The following is a 23,955-nucleotide window of genomic DNA, read 5'->3' as shown; positions in this document are numbered from 1 at the left end:
GGACGTAGCCAGCTGAAACAGTACTGGTGTCAAAGTCTGTGGCCAAGAAACAAGACGCACTTACGGATGCCGACTACGAGGCGCTGGCTAACCTGCGCTACATCCTGCGTCGTTTTATGGACTTCTCGACGTCCGCAGCGCAGCAGGAGGGGCTCCCCAGTCAACAACACCAGGCCCTGCTGTCCATCAAAGGCCATCGCGGCGAAGTGCCCATGACAGTCGGGGTCTTGTCCGAGCGCCTCGTCGTTGCCCGGCACACCGCTTCCGAACTCGTCGAGCGGCTCGTGGGGGCAGGCTATGTGACGCGGGAGCCCGATCCGTCCGACAAGCGCCGCCAGACGTTGGCGCTTACCGTCAAGGCTGAAGACGTCCTCACGCGATTGAGCGCCATTCATCTGACCGAAATCCGTCATATGGCCCCGCGCCTGATAGAGTTGCTCGGCAATCTGCAGACGAAAGACCCTTTTTCCGAGGCTTGACCGCTCGACCGCCGACAGCTTGCTCATTCCAGCGACCTGATTTGGACCGTTCCGCCTCGTGACCACGGATACAAGGGAGCGAACGCCGCTTTATTTATATCGCATCACGATCTATCTTATCCCGTGCGGGATAGTTTTGGTGTCTCTCCCGGGCACTGACCCGTCGCGACCGGTTATTCCAGTAGCGCGTTTACTACGCTGCGAAAGTCCGATCGCCCGAATTTAAGGTGTTGTTAACAAAAGTAGCTGGGAAAGCGAGGTGGCAAGCCAAATTGGATACGGGTAAGGGTGCCGACATCGTCGGAGCAGCCGGCATCGCCGGTGCGCGCATAACCATCATTGTTTCAGCACTCGGCGCCGGCGGCACTGAACACGTCGTCAGCCTTGTCGCCAGTCACTGGGCGCGGCTCGGCTGCGCCGTCACCGTAATTACCCTCGAAGCGCCTGCCTCCGAACCCTACTACAAGTTCGATCCACGCGTCGCCATCGAGCGGCTCGACGTGCCGACTGAGAAGGCCACAAAGTTGCGTGCCGCATGGCTGGTGGCACGACGGCTCTATCGTCTGCGCTCGACGATCACCCGCTCCCGTCCCGACTTCGTATTGAGCTTCCTGACCCGGACGAATGTCCTGACGCTGGTCGCGACACGCGGCCTCGGGCTTCCCGTAATCGTCTCCGAGCGCAACAACCCGGCGGTACAGCCCTTCGGCCCCCTTTGGAAATGGCTGCAGCTTCGCCTTTATCCGCGCGCATTCGCTCTCGTGACGATGACCAAAGGGGCGCTCGACTACTTCTCGCCTGAGGTCCGCCGCCACGGAAGAGTAATCCCCAACGCCATCAACCTGCCCGCCGGCTGGGAAAACAGACGCGGCAACAAGATGCTCACGGCCGTCGGCCGGCTAACCCGACAAAAAGGCTTTGATCTGCTGCTGGAGGCCTTCGCGAGGATCGCCAAAACCCATCCCGACTGGAAGCTCGTCATCTGGGGGGAAGGCGAAGCAAGGCTGGAACTGGAAGCCCAGCGCGACGCGCTCGGCCTCAGCAACCGGGTGGAAATGCCGGGCCTCACGCCAAGGCCCGGCCTCTGGCTCGAAACCGCCGACGCCTTCGTTCTCTCATCCCGCTACGAGGGCTGGGGCATCGTCCTGCTCGAAGCCATGGCCGCCGGCCTCCCCGTCGTCTCGTTTGCCTGCGACTGGGGCCCGACCGACATGATCGCAAACGGCGAGGATGGCATCCTCGTGCCAAACGGTGACATCGCTGCGCTCGCCGATGCGCTGTCCAACCTGATGGCCGACGAGGCCTTGCGCGCCCGCCTTGCAGCGAACGCCGAGGCCAACGTCCGGCGCTATGATGCGGCTCACATCCTGTCTCAATGGGACGCCGTTGCGCTATCGGCGCTGGAACACGCAAGCGCGCGCAAAATGCCGGTAAAGCCCTATCCGGCCAAGGCGGCGGGTTAGACAGCCTGATGATCGCGCAGTCGGCGATGCAAGCGAGCACGTCGGCGAGCCACGCTTATGGATCGATGTCATTGAGCTTGGCGCCTAATGCCACGCGCGGCAGGCGGTTTCGGTCAGCGAAAGGATCACCGCGGCTAGCCGCTTTTCGTTTATGCATATAGGCAACTCGCGACCGGCCCCGACCAGCTTCAGAGCTGCGTCTCCCGCATGTGCGCACGGCTGCCATCGGTATGGCACGCACTGAGCTTCTCGCCCGCTCATAGGGCCGTCTGTAAAGCTCGCGCCCCCACAACCAGGGAATGAGGCAAGTCGCGCGCGAAAGGGCGAATTTGGTCGTGAGAGCCTCTATCGACGCTCGTTTCGAAGGGATCAGTTACTAGAAATGCGCTGACGAGTGCGTTTGACCACAGCGCAATGACTTTAGAAATCGTCGTATACGTCAATCGATAGCTGTCAAATTCGACAGAATGTAAAGTGGCCACTCTGCTCAACCTTTGTCCTAGACAGCAGGCGTCTTGGCGCACGAGATCTCCTGCTCGGTTGACGGGGTGGGAGGTCACTAACGGGTTCTAACCGGATCGGGCTACGCCTTAGTTTATTTTCAACTACATTAGACTTTAGTAGAATGAGAGTGCGCAGGGAGGAGGCAAGTATGGAACGCTTGGAAGCCGAAAGGCTCGAAACCGACGCTGCCACGAAGGTCTGGTCCGTCCATGATTTCTGCAAAAGGCACCGCCTTTGTATGGAGGAGGAACGCCGCCTCACAAGGCTGTTTGGACTGTTCGCAACAGCCCGCGAACTCCTGAACAACGCGCAGCGCACACCAAAGTGGCGGTAATGCGGGCTCGCTCCCATGCGCTACCTTCGTGCGGCCATTGTGCTTTCGCTCATTTTCCTAAGCCCTTACGCGTGGGCCGAAAAGCGCGTCGCGCTGGTCATTGGAAACTCGCCCTATCAGCATGCGCCGCAGCTTATCAATCCCCAAAATGACGCCAGCGACATGGCGTCGAAATTGACAGGACTGGGGTTCGTGGTGGTCACGGGCCGCGACCTCGACCTGACGGGATTGCGTCAGTCGATCCGCGAGTTCGTCAGCAAAGTCGAGGGCGCCGACGTGGCGCTCTTTTTCTATGCCGGTCACGGGCTTCAGGTAAACGGCGGCAACTACTTGATCCCTGTCGACGCGCAGCTTCGCTCAAACAACGATTTGGATTTTGAAGCGTTGCCGATCGAGCTTGTGCTATCCGCTATGGAGCGCAACGCCAAGGTCAACTTGGTCTTCCTGGACGCATGCCGCGACAATCCACTTGCAGCGACATTGGCCCGTTCCAAGGGAACCCGATCCTCGGTCGTCGGCCGGGGATTGGCGAAACTCGATACGGGTGTGGGCTCGCTGATTGCGTTCGCAACCCAGCCCGGAAACGTCGCCCTTGACGGAGCCGGCAGGAACTCCCCGTTCACGACGGCTTTGCTGAAACACCTCGGCACCCGCGGGCAAAGCATAACCGACGACCTGATTGCAGTGCGTCGCACCGTTCTGCAGGCAACAGATGGCAAACAGGTTCCCTGGGACAGCTCTTCCCTGACAGGCCCCGTCGTCCTCAATCTATCGCCAGTTCCGGACACAACGACGAGCCCGGCGGCGACGACCGCTACGGACAGAACCGTGGAGCTTGCCTACTGGAACTCCATCAAGGATTTGACCGCAAGCAGCTTCTTTGAAGCGTACCTACAGGAATATCCAAATGGAGCGTTCGGGACGCTTGCGAGGTTGAAGATCGCAGCAATCGCGGAGCGCGCCGTAAACCCGGGAGACGCCGGCCAAACCGACGTCGCTGCACTCGAACACGCCACCCAATGGCCAAAGCATCAGGTTCGTCCGGCGGGCACATGACCGCCGCCGACCTCGCGCTTGCCACCCAAAGTCAATTGGCGCGGATTGGATGCCTCAGCCAGATCGACGGCAAGTGGGGTGAGAGCAGTCGGGAGGCCCTGCAGGCCTATGCCGAGCGCAAGGGGCTCAAGCTGGCTTCGCTCGCCCCCACCGAAGAGCTTCTGAACGACCTGAAAGCGATCGGCAACCGTGTCTGTCCACTCATCTGCGGCAAAGGAATGGAGGTCCGCGACAACCGTTGTGTGGAGCCCGGCCTGAGTGCTTACGACGGCGCTTGGTACTTAACACGGTATGCAAAGACAGACTGCGGCGACTGGCGCGAACTCTCGACACTCATTTTCGTACGAAACGGTATCGTGTCGTCTAGCACTGGGTTTTCGGGAAAAGTCTCCCGAAACGGAACCGTCAACATGACCAACACTTTCATCCATAAAGGAAGGAAAGGAGGCAACACCCTGACGGGAGTGATAAAGGGAGACAAAGGGACCGGCAGGTTCAAAGGATCCGGTGCAGGCCGCGGCTGTTCAGGAACCGTCGCGATGAAACGGATGTAGCGTAAAGGCTATATCAGGTCCTCGGCTCGTTCATTGTGCCTGATGACTACACCCACCGTGCCAGCGGCCGGACCGACGCCCTACAGGACAAAGCACGAAGTTGCGGTTCGCCAAATCCCTTGTCCACTCCGGCACAAAGCCGATGCCGAGGCCGGTCGAGACGAGCGACACCAACGAGAAAGTGTCGTCACAGCTAGGCAATGTTGCCGGTCAGACCATGGGTATCGAACACCTCGGAGAAATAGTGCTCGCAGAGAGGTTCTGGATCTTCTCACACTTCAGCGCTCCAGTGTCGATCTCGCTGTGAAGGTGAAGCGGGCTCGTTCTTTCTTCAATGCATCACCCGGCGCTCAGATGCCCGCCGCGATTAGAGCCCTGATGTGCCGCATGTCCGAGCCGCAGCATCCGCCGACGACGCGCAGTTTAGGGAGCCGTTTTGCCAGGTCGGCGCAAAGCACGCCGAACTGCTGCGGGTCGCCGTCATCGAGCTCGGTGGCTTCGTCCAGTTCGGCATGGCTGCGGTGAGAAGCGTTTGGTCGGACCATGCCAATCCGGTTGAGCCAGCGCGATGGCAACTGTTTGCAGAAATGCTCGGGATGGGCGCAGTTGATCCCATAGTAGTAAACGTAGCCGCCAGTCGCGGCTTCGACCTCGCAGAGCGCTGAATCGAGGTCCTGCCCGGTCGGCAACCGCCCGTCGGTCTCGACCGTGAATGAGAGTGCTAAAGGCAGGCCAAGGTCGCGCCCGCGGTTGACCATGCCGATGGCTTCACCTGGATGGGTGATTGTGAAAGCCGACGCAATGTCCACACCTTCCTCGGCAAAGGTCTCCAGCTGGGCGCTGTGCAGGCGGGCCGCTTCTGTCGGGGTCAGGAGCTGGTCGGGTGCGTAACCATCCCCTGCCGGCCCGAGAACCCCCTCGATCAGGATATGGTCCCGCCAGGGATGGGCGCCCCGCAGATCGCGGGCGAAGGCAATAGCGCGCCGGTTGACGTCCCGGATCCCTGCGTCGTCGAGCCCGAGCTTCGGCCCCCAGCCGCAATTGGCGCGCCAGGTCGGCGTGCCCATCACAAACCCGCGACTCGCGGCCTGGGCCAACTCGAAATACGATACCGCGTAGCGCCGCAGCATCTCGCGCCCCTCTGGGCTGTCGAGCAGGACGAAGGAGGCGAAAAGCGGCATTTCGGCGCCTTCGTGGAAGATAAGGTCTGTCTCCATGCCACCATCGCTGATGAATGGGTATGGCGACGAAAGCAGGCGGTCAAGTATACCCATGGCATCCACCCCAAAGAACCATTGTAGCAAATTCCGGCGGGGTGATCGAACTTTGTGACGGGGCGCGACCGGCGAACGCCACGCCCCGACGACCCGGCGTCGGACTATCATTCCGGAATGCGAGCAGGATGGACGCTTGGAGCCCGAGAGCCAACTTCAAACCTATCGCCCTGAGTAGAACGGAACCCAGAAGAGGGATGGTTTCGTGTTTTTACTACTCCGACCCATCTCCGTCGGAGAACCGTCTCAGCGCTTGCGTGTCTAAGATCGTTACGGAACGATAGGTGTATTTGACCCAACCTGCCCTTGCGAAACTCTTCATTGCGGAATTGACCTGCTGTCGTGATGCATTCGCCATGACGCCAAGGGCGCTCTGGGACAACGGGATGGCCATGTCACCGAGCCAACCCGCTCGCTGAAGCACGGAGGCTATTCTGCATTCGACATTGCGCTTTTGTAGGTCATGAATAATACGGACGAGGACATCCACGGTTAAGACGGTGTTCAAACCCACCGCACGCCATACGGCGGGATCCCGTGCCGCCATCTGCTCCAATGCGTCCAATGGCACGTGCATCATCCAGGTCTCACCAAGGGCTCTCAACTCAACCCTGCGGGGCTGGCCGGTGAGGAAAGGCCCTTCCCCCGTCCATGCGCCCGCCATTCCGAGATGGATTAGACGCGGGATCGCGTCGGGAGGCGCCGAGTTGATGGTGAGAGAACCGGCGACAAGGCCATACATTCCACCAGCCGCGTCGCCATATCGATAGATGATTTGATCGGGAGAAAATTTCTGCAAATGCCCTTGGCGCAGCAGCTCCGTCCGGAATTGCGCGCTCATATGTGCGAGCCAAGGCCCCTGGCACAGGACATGTTCTGCCTTCTCTCGTGTCAACTCCAACGGGATCCCTCCACATGCACGGTCTGGACAGAACGTTTTTCGCTGATCGAACACAAAATTTCGTAAATTGTCTGGATCCGGACAATCTGTGGTCGACACATGTGCACATGTGAGCTTATCGCCGAGGATCGATGGGGTTACATAAAACTTGAGCTCTTCAATAGCTTCACACTGCTGCCGTAAGGAAATTCCGCGCCCCCGCGATGTCGTCATCGTGAGCCTTCAATGCTGGCACCTCGCCCACAACAGGCAGCGTCGGTTGCCGTCCCAGTTGACGATACCGCAAACCAGTGTTCAGCCACACTCGATGGTGGGGCCAAGGCGATGAAATCTTTTCTCTTGGCGGCACCATTGTTCACCGCTTTGATGCATTCTTCGTCCGCAAACAGCGCGGACCTTCAACAGCCATTCCTTGTCCCTGAAGCCAATGCCGAAGGTTGGAGCTTTACCGCAAGCCCTTATTTTTGGGTCGCCGGCATCTCTGGTGATTTCGGACAGTTCGGTCTACCCGCAATTCATGTTGTGTCCGATTTCGGCGATATCCTGAAGGATCTCGACGTTGGCTTCATGGCGATCGGTGAAGCGCGTCACGATCGGTTCAGCGTCTTTGGTGACGTGATCTACACCAAGGTTTCGTCGCAAACTGCCACGCCGCTCGGTGTCGTTGCCCGAGGGGTCGACACCACGTCGGAGACATTCGCTGGTCTCGTTGGTATGGGCTATGCCATCTTTCAAGATGGCCGCAGTAACGTCGACGTCGTGGCCGGGGCACGTATCTGGCATGCGAGTACGCGGATCTCCTTTTCCGGCGGGTTTCTGAGTGGAGTTTCGAGCCGTGACAGCGCCACATGGGTGGACGCCATAGCGGGCGTTCGCGGTCGTTACTTCCTGACGGACCACTTCTATCTGAGCGCCTGGGGCCTGGCCGGGGCAGGACAGGCGGATCTTGATTGGGATCTCGCCATAGGAATCGGTTACGAGTTCAGAGACAGGATCTCAACCATCGCTGGCTATCGCGCGCTCGGCGTCGATTACAGCCACGACGGCTTTATCTTCGACGCCGTGCAACAAGGTCCGATCCTTGGACTCGTCGTTCGCTTTTAATGTTCGCCGGTCAATCCGCTTTTCTAATTTCAACTTGGTGGGCTTCCATGTCTCTTGCAAAATTGAGCTGCTCGACGATTGCTGCGGTGTCACTGCTTGCTGCGCTGCCGGCTTTTGCCGACCCGATCCTCGTCAACAGCGACAACTTCGTGCGCGCTGAGAGCGACCTTTATTTCTCCGGCATCGCCGGAAATGGTGGCTTTGGCAAGTTCGATCATACGCGCGAAATGGTACCGCTCGACAAGCAGACTATCATCCGCCTGAACCGTGACACGCTTTATTCTTCCGCCGTGTTCGATCTCGATGCGGGGCCGGTGACGATCAATGTGCCGGACACCGACGACCGCTTCGTGTCGCTTCTGGTGATCGACCAGGACCACTACGCCCATGGCGTATTCTATGGGGCTGGCTCGTACACGTTGACTCGCAAGGATATAGGTACCCGCTATGTCGTGCTGGCCTTTCGCTTTTTTGCTGACCCCAACAGCTCCGAGGACATGAAGAAGGTTCATGCGCTTCAAGATGCGGTAACGTTCAAGCAGTCAGCACAGGGTAGTTTTGAGATCCCGGAGTGGGACAGTAAAAGTCGTGACAACACACGCCGCGCGCTGCTCGATCTCGGAGCTTTGCTCCCAAACACCGCGAAAATGTTTGGACCGCGCGATGAAGTCGATCCGGTCCGGCACCTGATTGGAGCAGCACTTGGATGGGGCGGAAACCCAGACAAGGAAGCGTTTTACCTCAACGTGACGCCGGAAAAGAACGACGGCGACAGCGTTTACCGGCTCACGGTGAAGGATGTCCCCGTCAAAGACTTCTGGTCGGTCACGGTCTACAACAAGGAAGGCTTTTTTACGCCCAACGCGTTCAATGCCTATTCCCTGAATAACGTGACCGCGCAGAAGAGCCAGGATGGCTCGGTCACAGTCCAGTTCGGAGGCTGCGATGGCAAGGTGGCCAACTGCCTGCCGACACCCGAGGGATGGAACTACATGGTCCGCCTGTATAGGCCCGAGATGCAAGTTCTTGAGGGAAGCTGGAAGTTTCCGGCCGCAGAGGAAGTGAAGGAATGAAGCGCCGCACCTTCTTGCAAGGAACCACTGCGCTAATGCTGCTGCCGCCTCTTGAGGCATTCGCGCAGGATGACATCGGGGCCATCGCCAGAGAGGTGTATATTTACACCTATCCGATGGTGAAGAACTACCTCACCATGTACCAGTACGCACTGGAGCCGGGTGGCGGCCAGTATAAGGGGCCGCTCAACACACTGGTCAGCGTCGCCAGGGTTTACACGCCCGAAGATACGGCAATCATCACGCCGAATTCCGACACCCCCTATTCCTTCATTGTCTTCGATCTGAGGGCTGAACCTGTCGTCGTGACGATGCCACCGATCGAGAAAGACCGCTACTACTCGCTTCAACTCATCGACCTCTATACGAACAACGTCGACTATCCAGGCACGCGGGTGGACGGCAACGACGGCGGCGATTTTCTGATCACCGGCCCAGGCTGGAAGGGCGATATACCGACGAGGATCAAGCGCGTGGTCGAAATGCCGACCACGCTTGCCATAGGCATTATCCGGACGCAGCTTTTCTCGCCCGACGATCTTGAGAACGTGGAGCAAATCCAGGCGGGCTACAAGGCTACGCTGCTGTCAGTCTACGCGGAAACGCCGGCTTCCGCTCCTCCGCCATCCGTTGACTGGCTTCCAATCTCAGACGATTTGATGATTACGAACTACTGGGCGCTTGCCGCATTCCTGCTGCAGTTCGCACCACCTTATCCCGGTGACGAGACGCCACGGGCTAACCTTGCCAAGCTTGGCGTCCAAAAAGGAGCGACCTGGTCCGGAGCGGATCTTTCACCAGAGACAGTGAAGCTCATGAATGCCGTGGCGGTCGCGACCGAGAAGGAGATTCGAGACGAGGCCGCGCGGTTGACAGATTCGTCCAAGTTATTCGGCACGCCGGAATTCATGAAGGGCAGGTTCATGGTCCGCGCCGCGGCGGCGCAAGGCGGCATCTACGGCAACTCGGTGCAAGAGGCACTCTATGTGATCTATGCCGTCGACGCACAGGAGGCGCCACTTGACGGACGTAGAGCAAGATACACTCTCACCTTGACCCCTGAGACGCTGCCACCGGTCGAGGCCTTTTGGTCGCTGACCATGTATGACAGACCGAAGCAGTTCCTTGTCGACAACCCTGTCGATCGCTACCTGATCAACTCGCCCATGCTCGCGAGCCTTCAGAAAAGCGCCGACGGAAAGATCGTTCTGTATTTGCAGCACGAAAGCCCAGGAGCAGCGTTGGAATCAAATTGGCTCCCAGCGCCGAGCGAATCCTTCTATGCGGTCATGAGGCTCTATCTGCCCACGGCGTCAGCGTTGGACGGGCATTGGAAGCCGCCCGCGATCCAGGCCGTTCCGCAATAAATGAGATCATAACGATCTTCAGCCGCGTTGCCGATACCCAGAAACCACGAACGCCTCTAGCGAAGTCGATTAGCCTTAGGGCCCGCTTCAAACGAGACACCCAACCTTGAACTTGCGACGCACAGCGCTGGCACGCGCGCGGGAGTGCGGTTCACCGAGGCGAGGACTCGATCAATGGTGGCGGCTGTCACCTGGCAGGGAGCTGAGGTCTAGGCGGACTTGGCGGCTCCAGTCACCCTCGAAGCCCTTCCAAACGCCTTAGACCGGAAGCAAGGCCCGTCGAAGAAACATCCATGGCGTCAAGTGTCGCCCTCGGTATATTGTCGAAGTTCCGATCACCAAGGCCATTAAATTGGATCAGATACTCGCCATACGAACCTTCGTCCGCGTTGCCGAAGCGGGATCCTTCGCAAAAGCCGCAGACACGCTGAACTTGCCCCGGTCCTCCGTCAGCAAACTCGTACAGGATCTCGAAGCGCATCTCGGGACGAAGCTCGTAGAACGAACGACCCGAACTGTGACTGTGACCACGGAAGGCGCCGCCTATCATGAGCGCGCACTTCGCCTGCTCGCGGATCTCGATGACATGGACGGCACTGTCGCCGGCTCGCGCAGCACCCCCAAGGGAAGACTGCGTGTGGACGTCGGCTCTGTGCTTGCGAACCACATTATCATACCCTCTCTTTCGGATTTCCAACGGCAATACCCGGACATCGATCTCATGCTCGGCGTCAGTGATCGCTCCGCCGATCTGATTGGGGAAGGGATAGATTGTGTAATCCGCGGCGGCTCTCTTGCAGACTCAAGCCTAAAGGCCCGCAAACTATGCGAACTCGATTACATTCTTTGCGCGGCACCTACCTACCTGGAAGGTCGAGAGCTACCGACGCGTCCAGACGAGATCGAGGCGCATCGAGTCGTCAGCTATTTCTCAGCATCGTCAGGAAAGCGTTTTCCGTTGCGGTTCCTGCGAGGAAATGAGCGAACTGAATATGTACCGACATCCAACGGCATTTCGGTCAACGAAAGCACTGCTCACTTAAATTCGCTCGTGGCCGGGCTGGGCATCGGTCAGAGCTTCGGCTTTCTGGCAAAGCCGCATATCGAGCGCGGCGCTCTCGTCGAGCTCCTCCCCAGATGGAAGCCGGAAAACCACTCACTGCATCTCGTTTATCCGGGAGATAGGTTTCCCAATCCGAGGCTGCGGGCCTTCGCCGATTGGGTGACGGGCGTTTTCGAGCGCGTCGATGCCAGGCGCAGTTCTGCGACCGAGACCATTCATCCAGATGGATAATGTCTCCATCCCGAGCGGCTTCTCGCCGACGGGGAGACCAACTACGTTCGTCCCATCGGAAGGCGACGCGGGCGAAGGCCAAAGCCCCCTACGAACATTTCAAAAACTTCCACAGGCCGCGCATTCGGACTGGATCCTTTCGCGCGTGCAGCATTAGGAGAATAAGATGACGAACAGACTTGCAAACAAGATTGCCGTGGTAACTGGAGCAACCAGCGGCATCGGACTTTCGACTGCCAAGCTCTTTGCAGCCGAAGGCGCCCGCGTCTACATTACGGGCCGCCGCAAGGACTCCTTGGACAAGGTAATTGCGGAGATCGGCGAGGCTGCCGTTGGCGTGCAGGCCGACTCATCGAGCAACGAAGACCTGGACAAGCTTTTTGCCCAGGTGAAGTCGGAACACGGACGCCTTGACGTCCTTGTCGTAAACGCCGGTGGAGGCAGCATGCTCCCGCTTGGGCAGATCACCGAGGAGCAGGTCGACGATACCTTCAGTCGCAACGTGAAGGCCGTCATCTTTACCGTGCAAAAAGCGCTTCCACTGTTGGGTCACGGCTCGTCGGTCGTGCTAACCGGTTCGACCGCCGGTACCGAAGGTACCGCCGCCTTCTCGGTCTATTCCGCTTCCAAGGCCGCAGTCCGCAACCTGGCTCGCTCCTGGGCGCTTGACCTCAAGGGTACCGGCATTCGCGTCAACGTGGTTTCCCCGGGGGCCACACGCACCCCCGGCCTCGTTGAACTGGCTGGCAACGACAAGGAACAGCAGCAGGGTCTCCTCGATTATCTCGCTTCGCGTATCCCGCTCGGCCGGGTCGGCGAGTCCGAGGAGATCGCTAAGGCCACCCTGTTCCTTGCCTCCGACGACGCAAGCTTCGTCAACGGCTCCGAACTCTTCGCCGACGGTGGCCAGGCCCAAGTCTGATCGGCCGCGTTTTAGGGGACCGCAAGGACTTTCGACGTATGACCAAGTGACGCAAAAGACGCGCGGCGTATGGTGAGTTTCAAGCCTCACGATATGCCGGGCGCTATCCTCTTCCAGTCGATATTTACGCAAACATTTTAGCCCAGAACTTGAAGAGTACCGCAACTAGGGTGCACAGAGGTCAACCATGGCCCTTCGCACCTGGGTCACCGGCGTTGACCGCTCGGGGCAGGTAGCGCGAGCCCGGGCCTTGTTCTTGCCTGACTGAAGATGGCTCGCGCAGTTCATCCTCCTTCCGGGCTTAATGGCGGCGTAACGGGTTATACGCTTCACGACCTTGCCAGTGACCGTTGCATGTCACTCCGCAAACACCTTATGCCGAGCTTGAAATTTAGCTCCACCTAATATCTACTAGCTGTAATTGCACTGTGCACCGCTCCAAGCTTTTGATCATGGGATGGCTTTGCTGAGGATGCTTCATGTTTTTGGTCCGCACCGATCTCGATGAAGCCATCCAACGATGGCGCGACATCATATTCGCATCCTTGCCATCCGACCGACTTGGCGCGTACGTCGCTTTGCGCAAGCATGATCTGACGATCGAACTTCACGACGTCGAGGAGGATAGTGATCTTCTTGTCTTTGCCTCCGAAGGCGTAGCGTTGGCCGAACGATTTCGTTTGGCTTACCCCTATGTCGTGACATATGCAGGCAATCCCGGCTATCCGCTAGAATATCTGGTTTGGCTTTCATTTCACATGCAAGCAAACTTCGATCGGCTAGGTGTCCTCGAAATGAGTGCGACTTATGAGGACCAGGGCGGCGAAGTCGAAAGCATGTCTGCCGTTGCGATGGGCTTCTCGCACCAGACGGATCTTGAAGAATTTATAGATCGGTTTGATGGTCAGGACCTGAGCCAGGACCCCCACTTCGGCCACGAGGTGTATGTCTCCGAAGTCAGAGGCCCCTCTCCATCCCTGGGTTCGCCGATGATCCCGCCTCCGCTGGACGCCGGTTGAAATCGAGGATCCTTGAAATAGCCCGGCGGTTGCTGCGTAACTCGAATTGATTAGCCAGAGCCCCTATAAATTCATTGCTATTCAGCGTCTCACTTGCAACAATATACCTGTAATTGCGCACCCACAAAGCACACGTTAAAAATGAGATCCGTGCTGGTTTTTATTGCCGCGCAATTCCTCAATTTACGAACGCGCACCTTGATTGAGCCTCCGCCCCCTGCGGGGGCTCAATCATCTGCGCCGACCTCCGAAGTCTCGACGTTTATGACTTCGTGAGACGGTGCGCGTGTGCGCTGGTGGTGATAGAAGCTACTCTATTTCCGGAGGCAATGAGGCGGCTCGCAACAGATATGCAATGAGAGCAAGGATCAGCACCAGGACGCGAAAAATCGCATAGCCCCCAACGGTGTCCTTGCTGCAGGGTGCCACGAGGCGGCCGACATGAATTAGTTTATCATATGGCCGTCTTGTAGGTCGCGGAAGACCTGGCCTGAACAACCGGATGGATTCTCTGGGACTGCACTCTTCGTAGGCACCATAGACCGAGGCGCGTTCCTAGGCACCCACGAGAACGATTACGCCGAGTGGGTGATAAAACAATAGCAGATGAGCCAGCATGAAGTAAAAGCCATACCCCTGCGACCCCAGGAGGAGATCTGGTTCTCCAGATTCCGGAGGTCCAGGTGACACCTTCTGGTTCTTCTCATTGGCTTTGCCAGAACTAGATGGATTGATATCGAAGAGTTTCGCGTCCACGCTTGTCCGAACGTAAACATCATAGTCGTTTATCTGCAGCAAGCCGCCGTCAGTAGGCGTGTAAAGCTGCGTCCCGAATAACGCGAGCATATCGTAGGGGGAACAGGACCAATGGTCTTTGAGCGTCGAGAGTTTTTTGGTTCCCAGTTTCGGAACACACGTTATGAACTTGGTTCCCCCGAGGTCTCTCCTCCCGAATGGGCCGTCCAGTTGGCGACTATCGTGCGTAGACCTCGGAACAAGCGTATAGCTACCTCCCACGGTATCTGATCCGTCCTCCGTCCAGCTTACATCTTTGACGTCAAAGGCTGCCTCATACCATCTCCCATCAGGACCTTGCTGGCGGAATGCGAGGTAATGAAAATCTGCTCCTTGATTGTCGTTCTCTGGCACATGCGTGCAACCCTCAAGAAAGCCGCTTTGAGGCTTAATCTCCCACCACCCGTCCGCCAGCCAGCCCCCCCACGCGCCACTGTAGATCACGGCGACCTTCACAGTCGCGTTCCCAATGTTGGATATACATAACCGGCTGCCCGAAGCCTCCACTTGCTCAGCTGGCCAGCAAAGGAGCGGAATAGAGAGAACGAAGAGCCGGAGGAACACGAACGAAGATATTGCACGCATTATCTTCATAACCCGGCTCCATTCGCACGCTCGGAAATTATCACCCGAGGCGAAGGGCTGAACAATTCGCCTATTCGATGTAGCCTTGACGTTGCGCCTGGAGCTGTTTTCGCGACGCCACGCGCCGAGCGGCGAGTTTAATGAAAGGTGCGATCTCCGGGCGGGGGGATGGAGCCAAAGGCCTTCGGTTGCCAAGTGCATTCAGAGGGCGGTTGAGCAAACCTCACACTATAAATAATAACAACTCGTAGCCGCCGTCGCTGGCGGCTGTCTCAAACAATCAAAGCTCGACCTCGCAGCCTAACCCCATCTTTTTCCCGCTTCCAGATGAAGGCGCCTTCCCCCGCAACAGTGGTCGCGGCGCTTCCGCTGTGAAGCTAGCCCATAGTGTCTACTTCAACTTCCGTGGAAAAGCGGCACTATGTGAAGCTCGGACCAAATCTGTTGACCCCTTAGACCAGCGTCTTTTGTGCATCGCGCCAGTTCAGTCCGACAAGCGATACTCGCCTCGCTCCTTTTTCATGGAGGAATCGAATGGACGTCGTAGATTTTCCAAGGATTGCCGCGTGGAGCCTGCTAGCAGGGCTTGCCTTCGCAGATGCTCACGCGGCTGATCCGGTTTATGAATGTCGACGATTGGCTGGATCTGTCGAGGAGCCGAACAACAAAGAGCAGATCGGGGTCGATCTTCCATTTATCGATACGTCCGCGGCGACGACAGCATGCGACGAGGCGGCGCGTTTAAACCCGCAGGACCACGCAAGCGAATTTCGGCGAGCCCGCGCCTACATGGCGCCAGGCCCAAAGCAGGATATCCGGTTTGCGCTGTATACGTTCTCAAACGCTGGTGGGCTGGCGAGAAGGAACGAAGGGACGATCGGCAAGGATGTATCCGACTGGTATCGCCAGGCAGCCCGGAACGCTGTCACGCCAGCCACGTATGAGAAAGCAGCAAAGGCCGGCGATGTCGAAGCACAGCTCGTGCTTGCATTCCTTCATCAGGAGCCACGTTTCGGCGCTCTTGATGAAGCGAAAAGCCACAAGTGGATGAAGGCGGCCGCCGAGCAAGGGAATGCAAAGGCGCAATGGTGGATGGGGCAGAAGGCTGAGGCGCGTGGAGAATTCGAAAAGGCGCGGGAATGGTATCAGCTGGCAGCCGACCAGAACGACCCGTCCGGCTACTTCAGCATTGCAATGCACTACAAGCTCGGAAAGGGTGTACCCGAGAACAGGGACGAGGCCGACCGCCTGTTTGAGATTGCCGCGGAACTTGGCAGCAAGACTGCGGCCGAGCATTTGGAGACAGCCGCACATTCGCGGCGTGAGCGAAGCCTGATGGCTGATGGAAAGACGATCGTGGTGCCAGCCGACTACACGGAGCCGGACGAGCGAGAGATCGGGCTAGCCTTCATGCGCGCCTATGCCCAATACGGAAAGCAGACTGGGTTTCGCAGTTTCACCTATGGCCTGTTCGCCGATACGGCGTGGGAAATTGAGATCAACGGGATGCACAAGGAACGCTGCGTCAAAGGCGGGCAAGGCTATACATGCGCTTTCGTGGCAGATTTGACCTACCGTCGCTCGAAAGAGATGATCTCAGCGCTCGGCAATACTCTACAGGGCCAGGTTATGAGTTCAGCCGCCGACATGATGACGCGCAACGGGTCCAAGCGACAGGAAGAGGTTTTCATTCTTGGCTCGGAAGGGTGGTACTCGCCAACGCTTCAGATGCAGGCGCAGAAAGGAATGGTTGCAGCGATGGGAACTGTTGCTGAGGCCGTGGGCGGCACGGCATGCGGACTAGACGCGGTTAGCGGCGGCGAAGGCTGCTGAGGACCTTGGTACGGGGTTGCCGCGCTTTCGCAAATTGCGCCGCCATGAAGCGGCTCTCGCACGCTATGGGGGCTCATGATAGCGACGATTTCCTTCCGAAGTAGCTCCACTTTTTGTTGTGAGGCCTGCTTCGTCGTAGTCGGCATGGTTGCACCTTCGTTCTGGTCCTTGACTATCTTTGTTCCCCGTAATTTTAGGGGTTTCTTATTGACCGAAGCGACAGTAAACGGCCTCGCGGCGTAAGCGAAAGGTTGGCCGGCTCAATTGGCTCACGCAGAAATGCGATACTTGTGCATGTCTGGTGATGCGATGACGGGCAGCAAATGTCCGTTCTATTTGGTTCCGCCGCAGGGCGCGGCGTAGACCGACGGTAGGGTTTCCAGACGATTAGCTAGCTCTGGCACAGCCAGCCGGCTGAAATCACAATTCTCTTATGTAGCTACGATATGAATATTTCTCGTCAGCATTTGGAGTGGCAATGCGAGAGAAAAAGCTTCGTGAGACCGAAACCATCTCCGAAACGATCCGGGAATTGGCGGTCCCGGGGATGAGGCCAAAAGCGCTGATCGAAGCCGTCAAGGCCAGACATCCAAGTGCTTCGAAAAAAGAAATCGCTCGAGCGGCGTTTCTCACCATCATCCTGTCTGCTGAGTATGCGTCGGAGGACGCCCAAGCGCTCCACGATCTAGCAATCGAGACATCCGACGGAGACGGCGCTGAATAGGGAAGTCGATCGGTGATTGGTGAAAAGAGAAGGATCCGGCCGCATCACCTCTACGGTAACAATGAGGCAGCCTCACATTAGGCGATGGTGAGCAACCCCTTTTGGACGGCTGTGGTCGCATCCATACTGGCGCCGCGCTCATCTCCAAGGAAACCGCCAACCCCTTTAAGGTCGCGGGCATTCAAATGAAGCTCATACGTGGTCTCCAGGGTTCTCTTCCGGTGCTGGCCGGAGAGAGACGTTCTCACTGTCGCCGAGTAGAGCCCGGGAGGAATGTTCAGCCCGTCAATGTGGACATCACTCTGCGCTATGAGGCCTACGATTTTTCCTCGCCTCGGCATTTATACTCCTCGCGGATTTCTTCGGAGCGGCGCTGCTCTTATTCCACGGCGCACCAGTCGCGAATATGCGAGATTGCAAACCGCATCTGAAGCCCGCGATATTCTACGACCAATTTGTCCGCTTCGCGGCGCATGAACTTGGCAACGTAGTTGCGAACCGCACCCGCCTCGTCGACCACTTCGAATACATACGTATCAGGTATCGATAGTGATGGGTTTGACGGCGCAAATCGCTAGATCCTGTATCCAGAGCCCCTCTAGGGCCGTCGGAAGAAACATTTTCGCCGACGTCCCCTTAAGCCCAACCCCTCGCATTGCCCGTGCAGAGCGACTGTGCTATAGGTAGAATATAGACATTTAGGAACCATGGTCGACAAGAATGGCGCTGAGCATCAAAGACCACGACACTGAACAGCTGGCCCGCACCCTTGCCGAACGGACCGGCGAAAGCATCACACTCGCAACCAAGCGCGCGCTCGAAGAGCGCCTGCGACGGCTTGGCTCTGACTTGCGCAAAGCCGCTCTCCTCGAGGACCTCGAAGCGATCCAGCGACGCTGGAACGCTCGGCCCGTTCTCGACAGCCGCACAGCCGACGAAATTCTCGGCTACGACGAGAACGGACTGCCATCCTGATGGTCATCGATACCTCCGTCCTTGCCGCCATCGCCTTCAATGAGCCGGAAGCGGCGGCTTTCCGCGAGCGCATTGCAGACGACCCCGTCAGGCTCATCTCCGCCGCGACCGTCCTAGAGGCTGCCATGGTGATCGAAACTCGACTTGGGGAGGCCGCAGGCGCCGATCTCGACCTCTGGCTCTACAAGGCAGAAGTCGAAATCGTCCCAGTTACAGCCGAACATTCCGATCGTGCGCGGCGCGCCTGGCGTCGCTATGGTAAGGGACGTCATCCGGCCAGCCTCAACTACGGCGACTGCTTTTCCTATGCTCTTGCGGCGCTTTCGGGAGAACCGCTCCTCTACAAGAGCAACGATTTTTCGCAAACCGACATCGAGGCGGCGTGAGGACGAATTCCTGGTGGCTCGAAGCGGCCCAGCAAAAGCGCCCACGGACGTGTCGGCGACCACACAAAGCGGCAAGCGGAGCCAGAGCGGAAAATCCTGCTTGATCGACGAGGTATGGCTGTGCGCCGTAGAAGGCATTCCGGGTTCGGAGCGCCGCGTGATGTCGGCACACGGCGATCTCTATATCAACGGCCTGCCGAAATGAGCGAACCCGCCTCAGAATCCGTCCTCAAACGCGCTGAAGAACTCAACGCGCTCGACGCCATCCTGCCCTTCGATCGCCGCGGTCGGCTTGCGGCCCTCCTAACCAACGACGATGTCGCCACGCTCAAGCATCTGGCCAGCGAGGGCGAAGTCATTTCGTTTCGAGCCCTGCTACTTGGACTTTTGGAGAGCGGGACGGCTCGGCCTCCCACCGAGCGCCGGAGATTTGCGAAGCGCTTCGTCGCCCCTCAAGCTTGGTTAATTCGTTCGCCGCCGTTGGAAGTAATCTGGCGGGACCTGTAGCTCGATGGTTAGAGGCCGCTCAATGGGTCGCAGGTTAGAGTCCTGCCGGGCTCACCATGCCCTTAGGATCGAAGTCCGCCGTCCATGCTTTTTGGGTCCCGCCCGATTGATCTCTCTTGGGCGTCAATCCGAAGTGCTGCAGTGTAGCCGCTTTGGGCCGAAAGAAGCCATCGCGCGCTATTGGCCGCTGATTTCAACCAGTCTCGGGTGCTGATAAATAGTAGGACGGCCAGCGTGATCTCGCGGCAGCAACGTGACGTCAATCGGTCGCCCGACCCCGTTCTAAAAATAACGGCGATCGCGTCCCTGAGGACTTTTGACAGGCCGGGGACATTTAGTCCACCCAGACTCTGCCCGACTAGCACGACTCTTTTGTTCGCCGGGTTTTGAGCTGGGGACCTTGTCGCCAAACCACTTCAGGATGGCGTGCACTGCGACTGACGCGCTGAGGCGCCAGTCGTAGAGGAATTGCAGGACCGAGCTTAAATATGGATGGCCTGCCCAACGGTCGGAGCCCCACCGCGATGAATGATCAAGTCCGTCGGCCTGATTGCACTGAAACCGCCTGATCCGTTGCCGCTGGTCATCAGGTCAAGCGGCCATCGAAATCAGTAAGCCGGTGCGGCAATGTCGGGTCCAGACAAGTTGGCGACATTTGAACATCCGCTATTCGCGGAGTATTCGAGCGACGCTGCGAACGGACGCGTGGCAGGTGTTCACTTCCAACGCTTATGACGCTCAGACAAATATAGGTACATTCTAATGTAAAGTGCGACATGCCAATGATTTCAATGGTTCCCCTTGGTGATTTTGGCATGTCTCGACGCTATTCTCAGCTGAATCTGGCCGATCGACGCCGCCTCTTCCACTTTGTCGAACAAAAAAGGACAGCCATAGTCAGACGCTCGGAGGCGCCTTCATTGACCGCAATATAGTTCCAGTGCCTGCAAGTTTAACGCGGTCGACTGTCAACGTGGATTTCACCTTGACAACCGCGTCATGAGACATCACTCTCGCAACTAAGATATCAGTTTGCGGAATGATATGTCTCAAATTGTCGAAATTCCTGCCTTACCCCTTGAAGAATTGCTTCGTTCCTTTCCGAAGGAGGGACCGGGCAACACCACGGCCAAGGTCTATCGGCTGCTTCGACAATTGATCGTCGAAGTCAGGCTTCTGCCCGGACGGGCGTTGCCGGAAAAGGAAGTGGCCGCGATCCTCAACGTCTCCAAGACCCCGGTTCGCGAGGCGATCATCCGGCTATCCGAGGAGGGCTTGGTCAAGGTCGTGCCACAGGGCGGCACCTTTGTCGCGACGATCGAGGTGCAGCGCTACATCGAGGCCTGCTTCATTCGTTTTCGCCTCGAGTCGGGCGCAGCGGCAGAGGCAGCCAAGCGGCATACGCTGGAAGATCTTGGCCGATTGGAGCTCTCTCTCAACCAGCAGATCGAGGCTGTCGCAACCGAGGACTACACGAGTTTCTTCGAGCTGGACGAGGACTTTCACCGGGTGATCTTTTCGACGGCGAGGCTGAGCGGCGTCTGGGCCTTTGTCAATCAGGCCAAAGGCGAGATTGACCGGATGCGCCATCTGAAGATGGTGTTCGGCGTGCGCAGGACCGGCGAGGTCATCCACGAACACCGCGACATCATCGATGCGATAAGGGCCGCATCTCCGGATGAAGCGGTGGCCGCTATGACCCGGCATCTTGGCTCTCTCGAAGCCAAGATCACAGAGCTTTCACGCGATCCGAAACTGTGGAGCTACATCGAATCGATCAATGCAACCACAACAGAAAAACGGAAACCACGGCGCAGCCTGACCTGAGGTAGGCGCCGTCGGGAGGAAAACTGAAATGTCTGCAGTGGAATTGAACGACGTAGTGAAACGCTACGGCGCACTCGAAGTCGTGCACTCTGTAAACCTGAATGTCGAACGCGGGGAGTTCGTCGTTCTCGTCGGGCCGTCGGGATGCGGCAAGTCAACGACCTTGCGGATGGTGGCGGGCCTGGAGGAGATTTCCGGCGGAACGGTCTCGATCGGCGGGCGGCTCGTCAATCGGGTCGCGCCAAAGGACCGCGACGTAGCGATGGTGTTCCAGAACTACGCGCTTTATCCCCACCTCAATGTCGCTGAAAACATCGCCTTCGGCCTGCGCGTAAGGCGTGAAAAGAAGGACGCAATCGAAGCGGCCGTCAAGGAAGCGGCGGCTATCCTCGACCTCACGCCCTACCTTGCACGCAAGCCCGCGGACCTGTCGGGTGGCCAGCGGCAGCGCGTTGCCATGGGGCGGGCGATCGTCCGCAAGCCGCAAGTCTTCCTGTTCGACGAACCTTTGTCGAACCTCGATGCCAAGCTTCGCACCCAGATGCGCGCGGAGATCAAGCGGCTTCACAAACGCATGGGCGTCACCAGCATCTACGTCACCCACGACCAGATCGAGGCGATGACGCTGGCAGACCGCATCGTCGTCATGAACGGCGGCCGCGTCGAACAGGTCGGCACACCGATGGAGCTTTTCCTCAAGCCGGCCAATGCCTTCGTTGCAAGCTTTCTCGGTTCACCACCCATGAACCTCCTGCGCGCAACAGTCGTTTCCGTGGACGGTGAACTGCAGGCGCGCATAGACGCTGCCGACGCGGAAGCCGCCCTCCTCAGATTACCGATGGCAATCGTTACATCCCTGCGCGCCGATCAACGTATCCTGGTCGGCCTCCGGCCCGAGCACGTCGCGGTCGGCAAGCAAGCGAGCGGGGACGTCCAGGAAATCGCCGCGACAGTCGACCTCGTGGAGCCGCTTGGGTCCGAGGCTCTTCTGCACACCAGGATTTCCGGCCAGCCGATCGTCGCCAAGATCGAAACGCCCGCCGATGTCGAGGCACTCTCGCAGATCGGCAAGCTGCAGATACCGGTGGGCCGTCTCCATGTTTTCGACGCCGAGAGCGGCAAAGCCGTCAACGGTCATGCGTGAGGCGAGGATGACATCGATGATCGCCGGATATTTCAAGCGCCTTGGCGAGGACCTCCGGAAAGACTGGCAGCTTTACCTGCTTATCCTTCCGATGCTCCTTTGGTTTATGCTCTTCCTCTACAAGCCCATGGAAGGGCTGCAGATTGCGTTCAAGGATTTCAGCCCGTTCCGCGGTATCGCCGGAAGTCCCTGGGTGGGTCTTGAGAACTTTCGCACCCTTCTTGGCGACCAGATCTTCATCCGCGCATTCGTCAATACGATCACTATCAGCGGCCTCGGGCTGATCTTCGCCTTCCCCGTACCGATCGTGCTCGCCATCATGTTCAACGAGCTCCAGAGCGAGTTGGGCCGCAGGTTTTCCCAGACCATCGTCTATCTGCCCCACTTTATCTCGGTGGTGATCGTCGCGGGCATTGTGATCAACCTGCTGTCTCCCACGACAGGCGTGGTCAACCTCATTCTGTCGAGCCTCGGCCTTGACCGGGTCTACTTCCTCACCCAGCCGGAATGGTTCCGCACCGTTTTCATCGGATCGAACATCTGGAAGGAAGCAGGCTTCGAATCGATCGTCTATCTCGCGGCGATCGCCGGCATCAGCCCGACGCTCTATGAATCGGCCCGGGTCGATGGCGCATCGCGCTGGCAGATGATGTGGCGCATCACGCTTCCGTGCATCCTTCCGACGATCATCATCATGCTGATCATCCGCATCGGCAACCTCGTCGAGGTCGGGTTCGAATACATCATCCTGCTCTACCAGCCGGCAACCTACCGCACCGCCGACGTCGTCTCGACCTACGTCTACCGGACGGGTCTGCAGGGTACGCAGTACGACCTTGCTACCGCCGCCGGCCTCTTCAATGCGGTCATCGCCTTCGCTCTCGTCTTCGCAGCCAACCGGATCAGCCGGAAGGTTTCGACAACCTCGCTCTGGTGATCGTCATGGCTAGCTTCAATCTCTATTCTCGCGGCGACCGGATCTTCGGATATGCGAACGCGACCCTGATCGGGCTCTTCGTCCTTTCGACGCTCTACCCGTTCATCTACATCCTGTCGGTATCGATCTCGTCGGGTGCCGCAGTCACCTCGGGTCAGGTCGTGCTGTTGCCGAAGGACCTGACACTTGCGGCCTACGAATTCGTTCTTTCGGATCGGCTCTTCTGGATCGCCTACGGCAATACCTTCATCTACACCTTCGGCGGCACGGCGGTCAGCCTCGCGATCATGATCCCCGGCGCCTATGCGCTGTCGCGTGCCCGCCTAAGGGGGCGCAAGATCCTCAACATGATGGTCGCGTTCACCCTGTGGTTCAACGCCGGCATGATCCCATTCTTCCTCAACATGCGGGATCTCGGGCTGCTCGACTCGCGGTTGGGCATCATCATCGGTTTTGCCTGCAACGCCTTCAACGTCATCTTGCTGCGCAACTTCTTCGAGGCCGTGCCGAAATCCTTCGAGGAGGCCGCCAAGATGGATGGCGCCAGCGAGTTCCAGCTGCTTTGGAAGGTTTTTATCCCCTTGTCCAAACCGGCGATCATCACGGTCGCGCTGTTCTGCATCGTTTCGAGGTGGAACAGCTACTTCTGGGCCATGGTGCTGTTGCGCGGCGAGGAGAAGATCCCGCTTCAGCTCTACCTCAAGCGGATCATCGTCGATCTTACCGCCAACGACGAGTTCGCAAGCAGCCTTTTGACGTCTCGTTATTCGTTCGAGACCGTCACCGCGGCGATCATGATCGCTTCGATAATTCCGGTGCTGCTCATTTATCCAAGCATCCAGAAATACTTCAACAAGGGCATCACCCTTGGCGGCGTGAAGGAATAACGGCCGTCTCA

The 23,955-nt window shown here is 58.2% G+C and carries 23 protein-coding genes and 1 pseudogene; 20 read left to right on the top strand and 4 right to left on the bottom strand.

What is annotated here, in order from left to right:
• Window positions 1-38: 38 nt before the first annotated feature.
• From IB263_RS27655 to IB263_RS27635, 5 genes are all read left to right on the top strand, one after another.
• A complete protein-coding gene (locus tag IB263_RS27655) occupies window positions 39-479 on the top strand; it encodes a MarR family winged helix-turn-helix transcriptional regulator (protein WP_060521341.1) in 441 nt (146 codons plus the stop codon).
• 272 nt (window positions 480-751) lie between these two features.
• On the top strand, window positions 752-1,942 hold the full coding sequence (locus tag IB263_RS27650; protein ID WP_060521293.1) for a glycosyltransferase family 4 protein: 1,191 nt from the start codon (window positions 752-754) through the stop codon (window positions 1,940-1,942).
• A gap of 652 nt (window positions 1,943-2,594) precedes the next feature.
• Entirely contained in the window at window positions 2,595-2,780 is a 186-nt protein-coding gene (locus IB263_RS27645; RefSeq protein ID WP_060581975.1) for a hypothetical protein, read from the top strand.
• Between the two features lie 15 nt (window positions 2,781-2,795).
• On the top strand, window positions 2,796-3,836 hold the full coding sequence (locus tag IB263_RS27640; RefSeq protein ID WP_192439286.1) for a caspase domain-containing protein: 1,041 nt from the start codon (window positions 2,796-2,798) through the stop codon (window positions 3,834-3,836).
• The gene (locus IB263_RS27635; RefSeq protein WP_146243008.1) at window positions 3,833-4,390 is read left to right on the top strand and encodes a hypothetical protein; all 558 of its coding nucleotides are present in this window, start codon (window positions 3,833-3,835) and stop codon (window positions 4,388-4,390) included. Before IB263_RS27640 ends, IB263_RS27635 begins: the two co-directional genes overlap by 4 nt.
• Window positions 4,391-4,480: 90 nt before the next feature.
• Here the strand turns inward: IB263_RS27635 and IB263_RS34245 are convergent.
• From IB263_RS34245 to IB263_RS27625, 3 genes and pseudogenes are all read right to left on the bottom strand, one after another.
• Window positions 4,481-4,640, bottom strand: a pseudogene (locus IB263_RS34245) (LysR substrate-binding domain-containing protein); the annotation flags it as partial.
• Window positions 4,641-4,740: 100 nt separating this feature from the next.
• Complete coding sequence (locus tag IB263_RS27630) at window positions 4,741-5,664, bottom strand: homocysteine S-methyltransferase family protein (protein WP_060521298.1); 924 nt, start codon at window positions 5,662-5,664, stop codon at window positions 4,741-4,743.
• 214 nt (window positions 5,665-5,878) lie between these two features.
• Window positions 5,879-6,505 carry a Crp/Fnr family transcriptional regulator gene (locus IB263_RS27625; RefSeq protein ID WP_082566518.1) on the bottom strand — a complete coding sequence of 209 codons (627 nt, stop codon included), beginning with the start codon at window positions 6,503-6,505 and terminating at the stop codon, window positions 5,879-5,881.
• A 384-nt stretch (window positions 6,506-6,889) separates the two neighbouring features.
• Here IB263_RS27625 and IB263_RS27620 point away from each other — a divergent pair, with 384 nt between their 5' ends.
• The 6 genes from IB263_RS27620 to IB263_RS27595 all read left to right on the top strand — a co-directional run bounded on the left by IB263_RS27620 (window position 6,890) and on the right by IB263_RS27595 (window position 13,344).
• Window positions 6,890-7,669: a hypothetical protein gene (locus tag IB263_RS27620; protein WP_192439340.1), complete on the top strand. Its 780-nt coding sequence runs from the start codon at window positions 6,890-6,892 to the stop codon at window positions 7,667-7,669.
• 47 nt (window positions 7,670-7,716) lie between these two features.
• Window positions 7,717-8,742, top strand: a complete 1,026-nt coding sequence (locus tag IB263_RS27615; RefSeq protein WP_192439285.1) for a DUF1214 domain-containing protein — start codon at window positions 7,717-7,719, stop codon at window positions 8,740-8,742.
• Window positions 8,739-10,109 (top strand): DUF1254 domain-containing protein, encoded by a 1,371-nt coding sequence (locus tag IB263_RS27610; protein WP_192439284.1) that lies wholly within the window; start codon window positions 8,739-8,741, stop codon window positions 10,107-10,109. The genes IB263_RS27615 and IB263_RS27610 overlap by 4 nt, the downstream gene beginning before the upstream one ends.
• 352 nt (window positions 10,110-10,461) lie before the next feature.
• Window positions 10,462-11,403, top strand: coding sequence for a LysR family transcriptional regulator (locus IB263_RS27605; protein ID WP_060581980.1), 942 nt, complete (start codon window positions 10,462-10,464; stop codon window positions 11,401-11,403).
• Window positions 11,404-11,569: 166 nt separating this feature from the next.
• A complete protein-coding gene (locus IB263_RS27600; protein ID WP_060521303.1) occupies window positions 11,570-12,325 on the top strand; it encodes an SDR family NAD(P)-dependent oxidoreductase in 756 nt (251 codons plus the stop codon).
• 479 nt (window positions 12,326-12,804) lie between these two features.
• Entirely contained in the window at window positions 12,805-13,344 is a 540-nt protein-coding gene (locus tag IB263_RS27595; RefSeq protein ID WP_113135874.1) for a hypothetical protein, read from the top strand.
• A 555-nt stretch (window positions 13,345-13,899) separates the two neighbouring features.
• On the opposite strand, the gene IB263_RS27590 is transcribed toward IB263_RS27595, so the two are convergent.
• Entirely contained in the window at window positions 13,900-14,733 is an 834-nt protein-coding gene (locus IB263_RS27590) for a hypothetical protein (protein ID WP_060521305.1), read from the bottom strand.
• Between the two features lie 525 nt (window positions 14,734-15,258).
• On the opposite strand from IB263_RS27590, the gene IB263_RS27585 reads away from it, so the two are divergent.
• The 9 genes from IB263_RS27585 to IB263_RS27545 all read left to right on the top strand — a co-directional run bounded on the left by IB263_RS27585 (window position 15,259) and on the right by IB263_RS27545 (window position 23,944).
• Window positions 15,259-16,557 (top strand): tetratricopeptide repeat protein, encoded by a 1,299-nt coding sequence (locus IB263_RS27585; RefSeq protein ID WP_060521306.1) that lies wholly within the window; start codon window positions 15,259-15,261, stop codon window positions 16,555-16,557.
• Window positions 16,558-17,035: 478 nt separating this feature from the next.
• Window positions 17,036-17,281, top strand: coding sequence for a hypothetical protein (locus IB263_RS27580; RefSeq protein WP_060521307.1), 246 nt, complete (start codon window positions 17,036-17,038; stop codon window positions 17,279-17,281).
• A 720-nt stretch (window positions 17,282-18,001) separates the two neighbouring features.
• Window positions 18,002-18,256 (top strand): type II toxin-antitoxin system VapB family antitoxin, encoded by a 255-nt coding sequence (locus IB263_RS27575; protein WP_034798574.1) that lies wholly within the window; start codon window positions 18,002-18,004, stop codon window positions 18,254-18,256.
• The gene (locus tag IB263_RS27570; protein ID WP_060520810.1) at window positions 18,256-18,642 is read left to right on the top strand and encodes a type II toxin-antitoxin system VapC family toxin; all 387 of its coding nucleotides are present in this window, start codon (window positions 18,256-18,258) and stop codon (window positions 18,640-18,642) included. The genes IB263_RS27575 and IB263_RS27570 overlap by 1 nt, the downstream gene beginning before the upstream one ends.
• 201 nt (window positions 18,643-18,843) lie before the next feature.
• Window positions 18,844-19,149 (top strand): hypothetical protein, encoded by a 306-nt coding sequence (locus IB263_RS34790; RefSeq protein WP_060520811.1) that lies wholly within the window; start codon window positions 18,844-18,846, stop codon window positions 19,147-19,149.
• A 1,086-nt stretch (window positions 19,150-20,235) separates the two neighbouring features.
• A complete protein-coding gene (locus IB263_RS27560) occupies window positions 20,236-20,976 on the top strand; it encodes a GntR family transcriptional regulator (protein ID WP_371814227.1) in 741 nt (246 codons plus the stop codon).
• 28 nt (window positions 20,977-21,004) lie between these two features.
• Window positions 21,005-22,120, top strand: coding sequence for an ABC transporter ATP-binding protein (locus IB263_RS27555; protein ID WP_060520813.1), 1,116 nt, complete (start codon window positions 21,005-21,007; stop codon window positions 22,118-22,120).
• A gap of 7 nt (window positions 22,121-22,127) precedes the next feature.
• Window positions 22,128-23,057 (top strand): sugar ABC transporter permease, encoded by a 930-nt coding sequence (locus IB263_RS27550; RefSeq protein WP_244496934.1) that lies wholly within the window; start codon window positions 22,128-22,130, stop codon window positions 23,055-23,057.
• 5 nt (window positions 23,058-23,062) lie between these two features.
• Entirely contained in the window at window positions 23,063-23,944 is an 882-nt protein-coding gene (locus IB263_RS27545) for a carbohydrate ABC transporter permease (protein WP_060520845.1), read from the top strand.
• Window positions 23,945-23,955 lie beyond the last annotated feature (11 nt).

The organism is Ensifer sp. ENS03, assembly GCF_014852035.1.
Classification (GTDB): Bacteria; Pseudomonadota; Alphaproteobacteria; order Rhizobiales; family Rhizobiaceae; genus Ensifer; species Ensifer adhaerens.
The sequence above is the reverse complement of the archived record's forward strand: the minus strand, read 5'-3'. Positions and strand labels throughout refer to the sequence as shown.

Coding starts and splice junctions, on each gene's coding strand:
- IB263_RS27645 (WP_060581975.1), top strand. CDS start 2,595: ATGGAACGCTTGGAAGCCGAAAGGCTCGAAACCGACGCTGCCACGAAG.
- IB263_RS27550 (WP_244496934.1), top strand. CDS start 22,128: ATGACATCGATGATCGCCGGATATTTCAAGCGCCTTGGCGAGGACCTC.
- IB263_RS27610 (WP_192439284.1), top strand. CDS start 8,739: ATGAAGCGCCGCACCTTCTTGCAAGGAACCACTGCGCTAATGCTGCTG.
- IB263_RS27580 (WP_060521307.1), top strand. CDS start 17,036: ATGCGAGAGAAAAAGCTTCGTGAGACCGAAACCATCTCCGAAACGATC.
- IB263_RS27590 (WP_060521305.1), bottom strand. CDS start 14,733: ATGAAGATAATGCGTGCAATATCTTCGTTCGTGTTCCTCCGGCTCTTC.
- IB263_RS27620 (WP_192439340.1), top strand. CDS start 6,890: ATGAAATCTTTTCTCTTGGCGGCACCATTGTTCACCGCTTTGATGCAT.
- IB263_RS27555 (WP_060520813.1), top strand. CDS start 21,005: ATGTCTGCAGTGGAATTGAACGACGTAGTGAAACGCTACGGCGCACTC.
- IB263_RS27545 (WP_060520845.1), top strand. CDS start 23,063: ATGGCTAGCTTCAATCTCTATTCTCGCGGCGACCGGATCTTCGGATAT.
- IB263_RS27585 (WP_060521306.1), top strand. CDS start 15,259: ATGGACGTCGTAGATTTTCCAAGGATTGCCGCGTGGAGCCTGCTAGCA.
- IB263_RS27630 (WP_060521298.1), bottom strand. CDS start 5,664: ATGGGTATACTTGACCGCCTGCTTTCGTCGCCATACCCATTCATCAGC.
- IB263_RS27570 (WP_060520810.1), top strand. CDS start 18,256: ATGGTCATCGATACCTCCGTCCTTGCCGCCATCGCCTTCAATGAGCCG.
- IB263_RS27615 (WP_192439285.1), top strand. CDS start 7,717: ATGTCTCTTGCAAAATTGAGCTGCTCGACGATTGCTGCGGTGTCACTG.
- IB263_RS27595 (WP_113135874.1), top strand. CDS start 12,805: ATGTTTTTGGTCCGCACCGATCTCGATGAAGCCATCCAACGATGGCGC.
- IB263_RS27625 (WP_082566518.1), bottom strand. CDS start 6,505: ATGAGCGCGCAATTCCGGACGGAGCTGCTGCGCCAAGGGCATTTGCAG.
- IB263_RS27600 (WP_060521303.1), top strand. CDS start 11,570: ATGACGAACAGACTTGCAAACAAGATTGCCGTGGTAACTGGAGCAACC.
- IB263_RS34790 (WP_060520811.1), top strand. CDS start 18,844: ATGAGCGAACCCGCCTCAGAATCCGTCCTCAAACGCGCTGAAGAACTC.
- IB263_RS27640 (WP_192439286.1), top strand. CDS start 2,796: ATGCGCTACCTTCGTGCGGCCATTGTGCTTTCGCTCATTTTCCTAAGC.
- IB263_RS27575 (WP_034798574.1), top strand. CDS start 18,002: ATGGCGCTGAGCATCAAAGACCACGACACTGAACAGCTGGCCCGCACC.
- IB263_RS27635 (WP_146243008.1), top strand. CDS start 3,833: ATGACCGCCGCCGACCTCGCGCTTGCCACCCAAAGTCAATTGGCGCGG.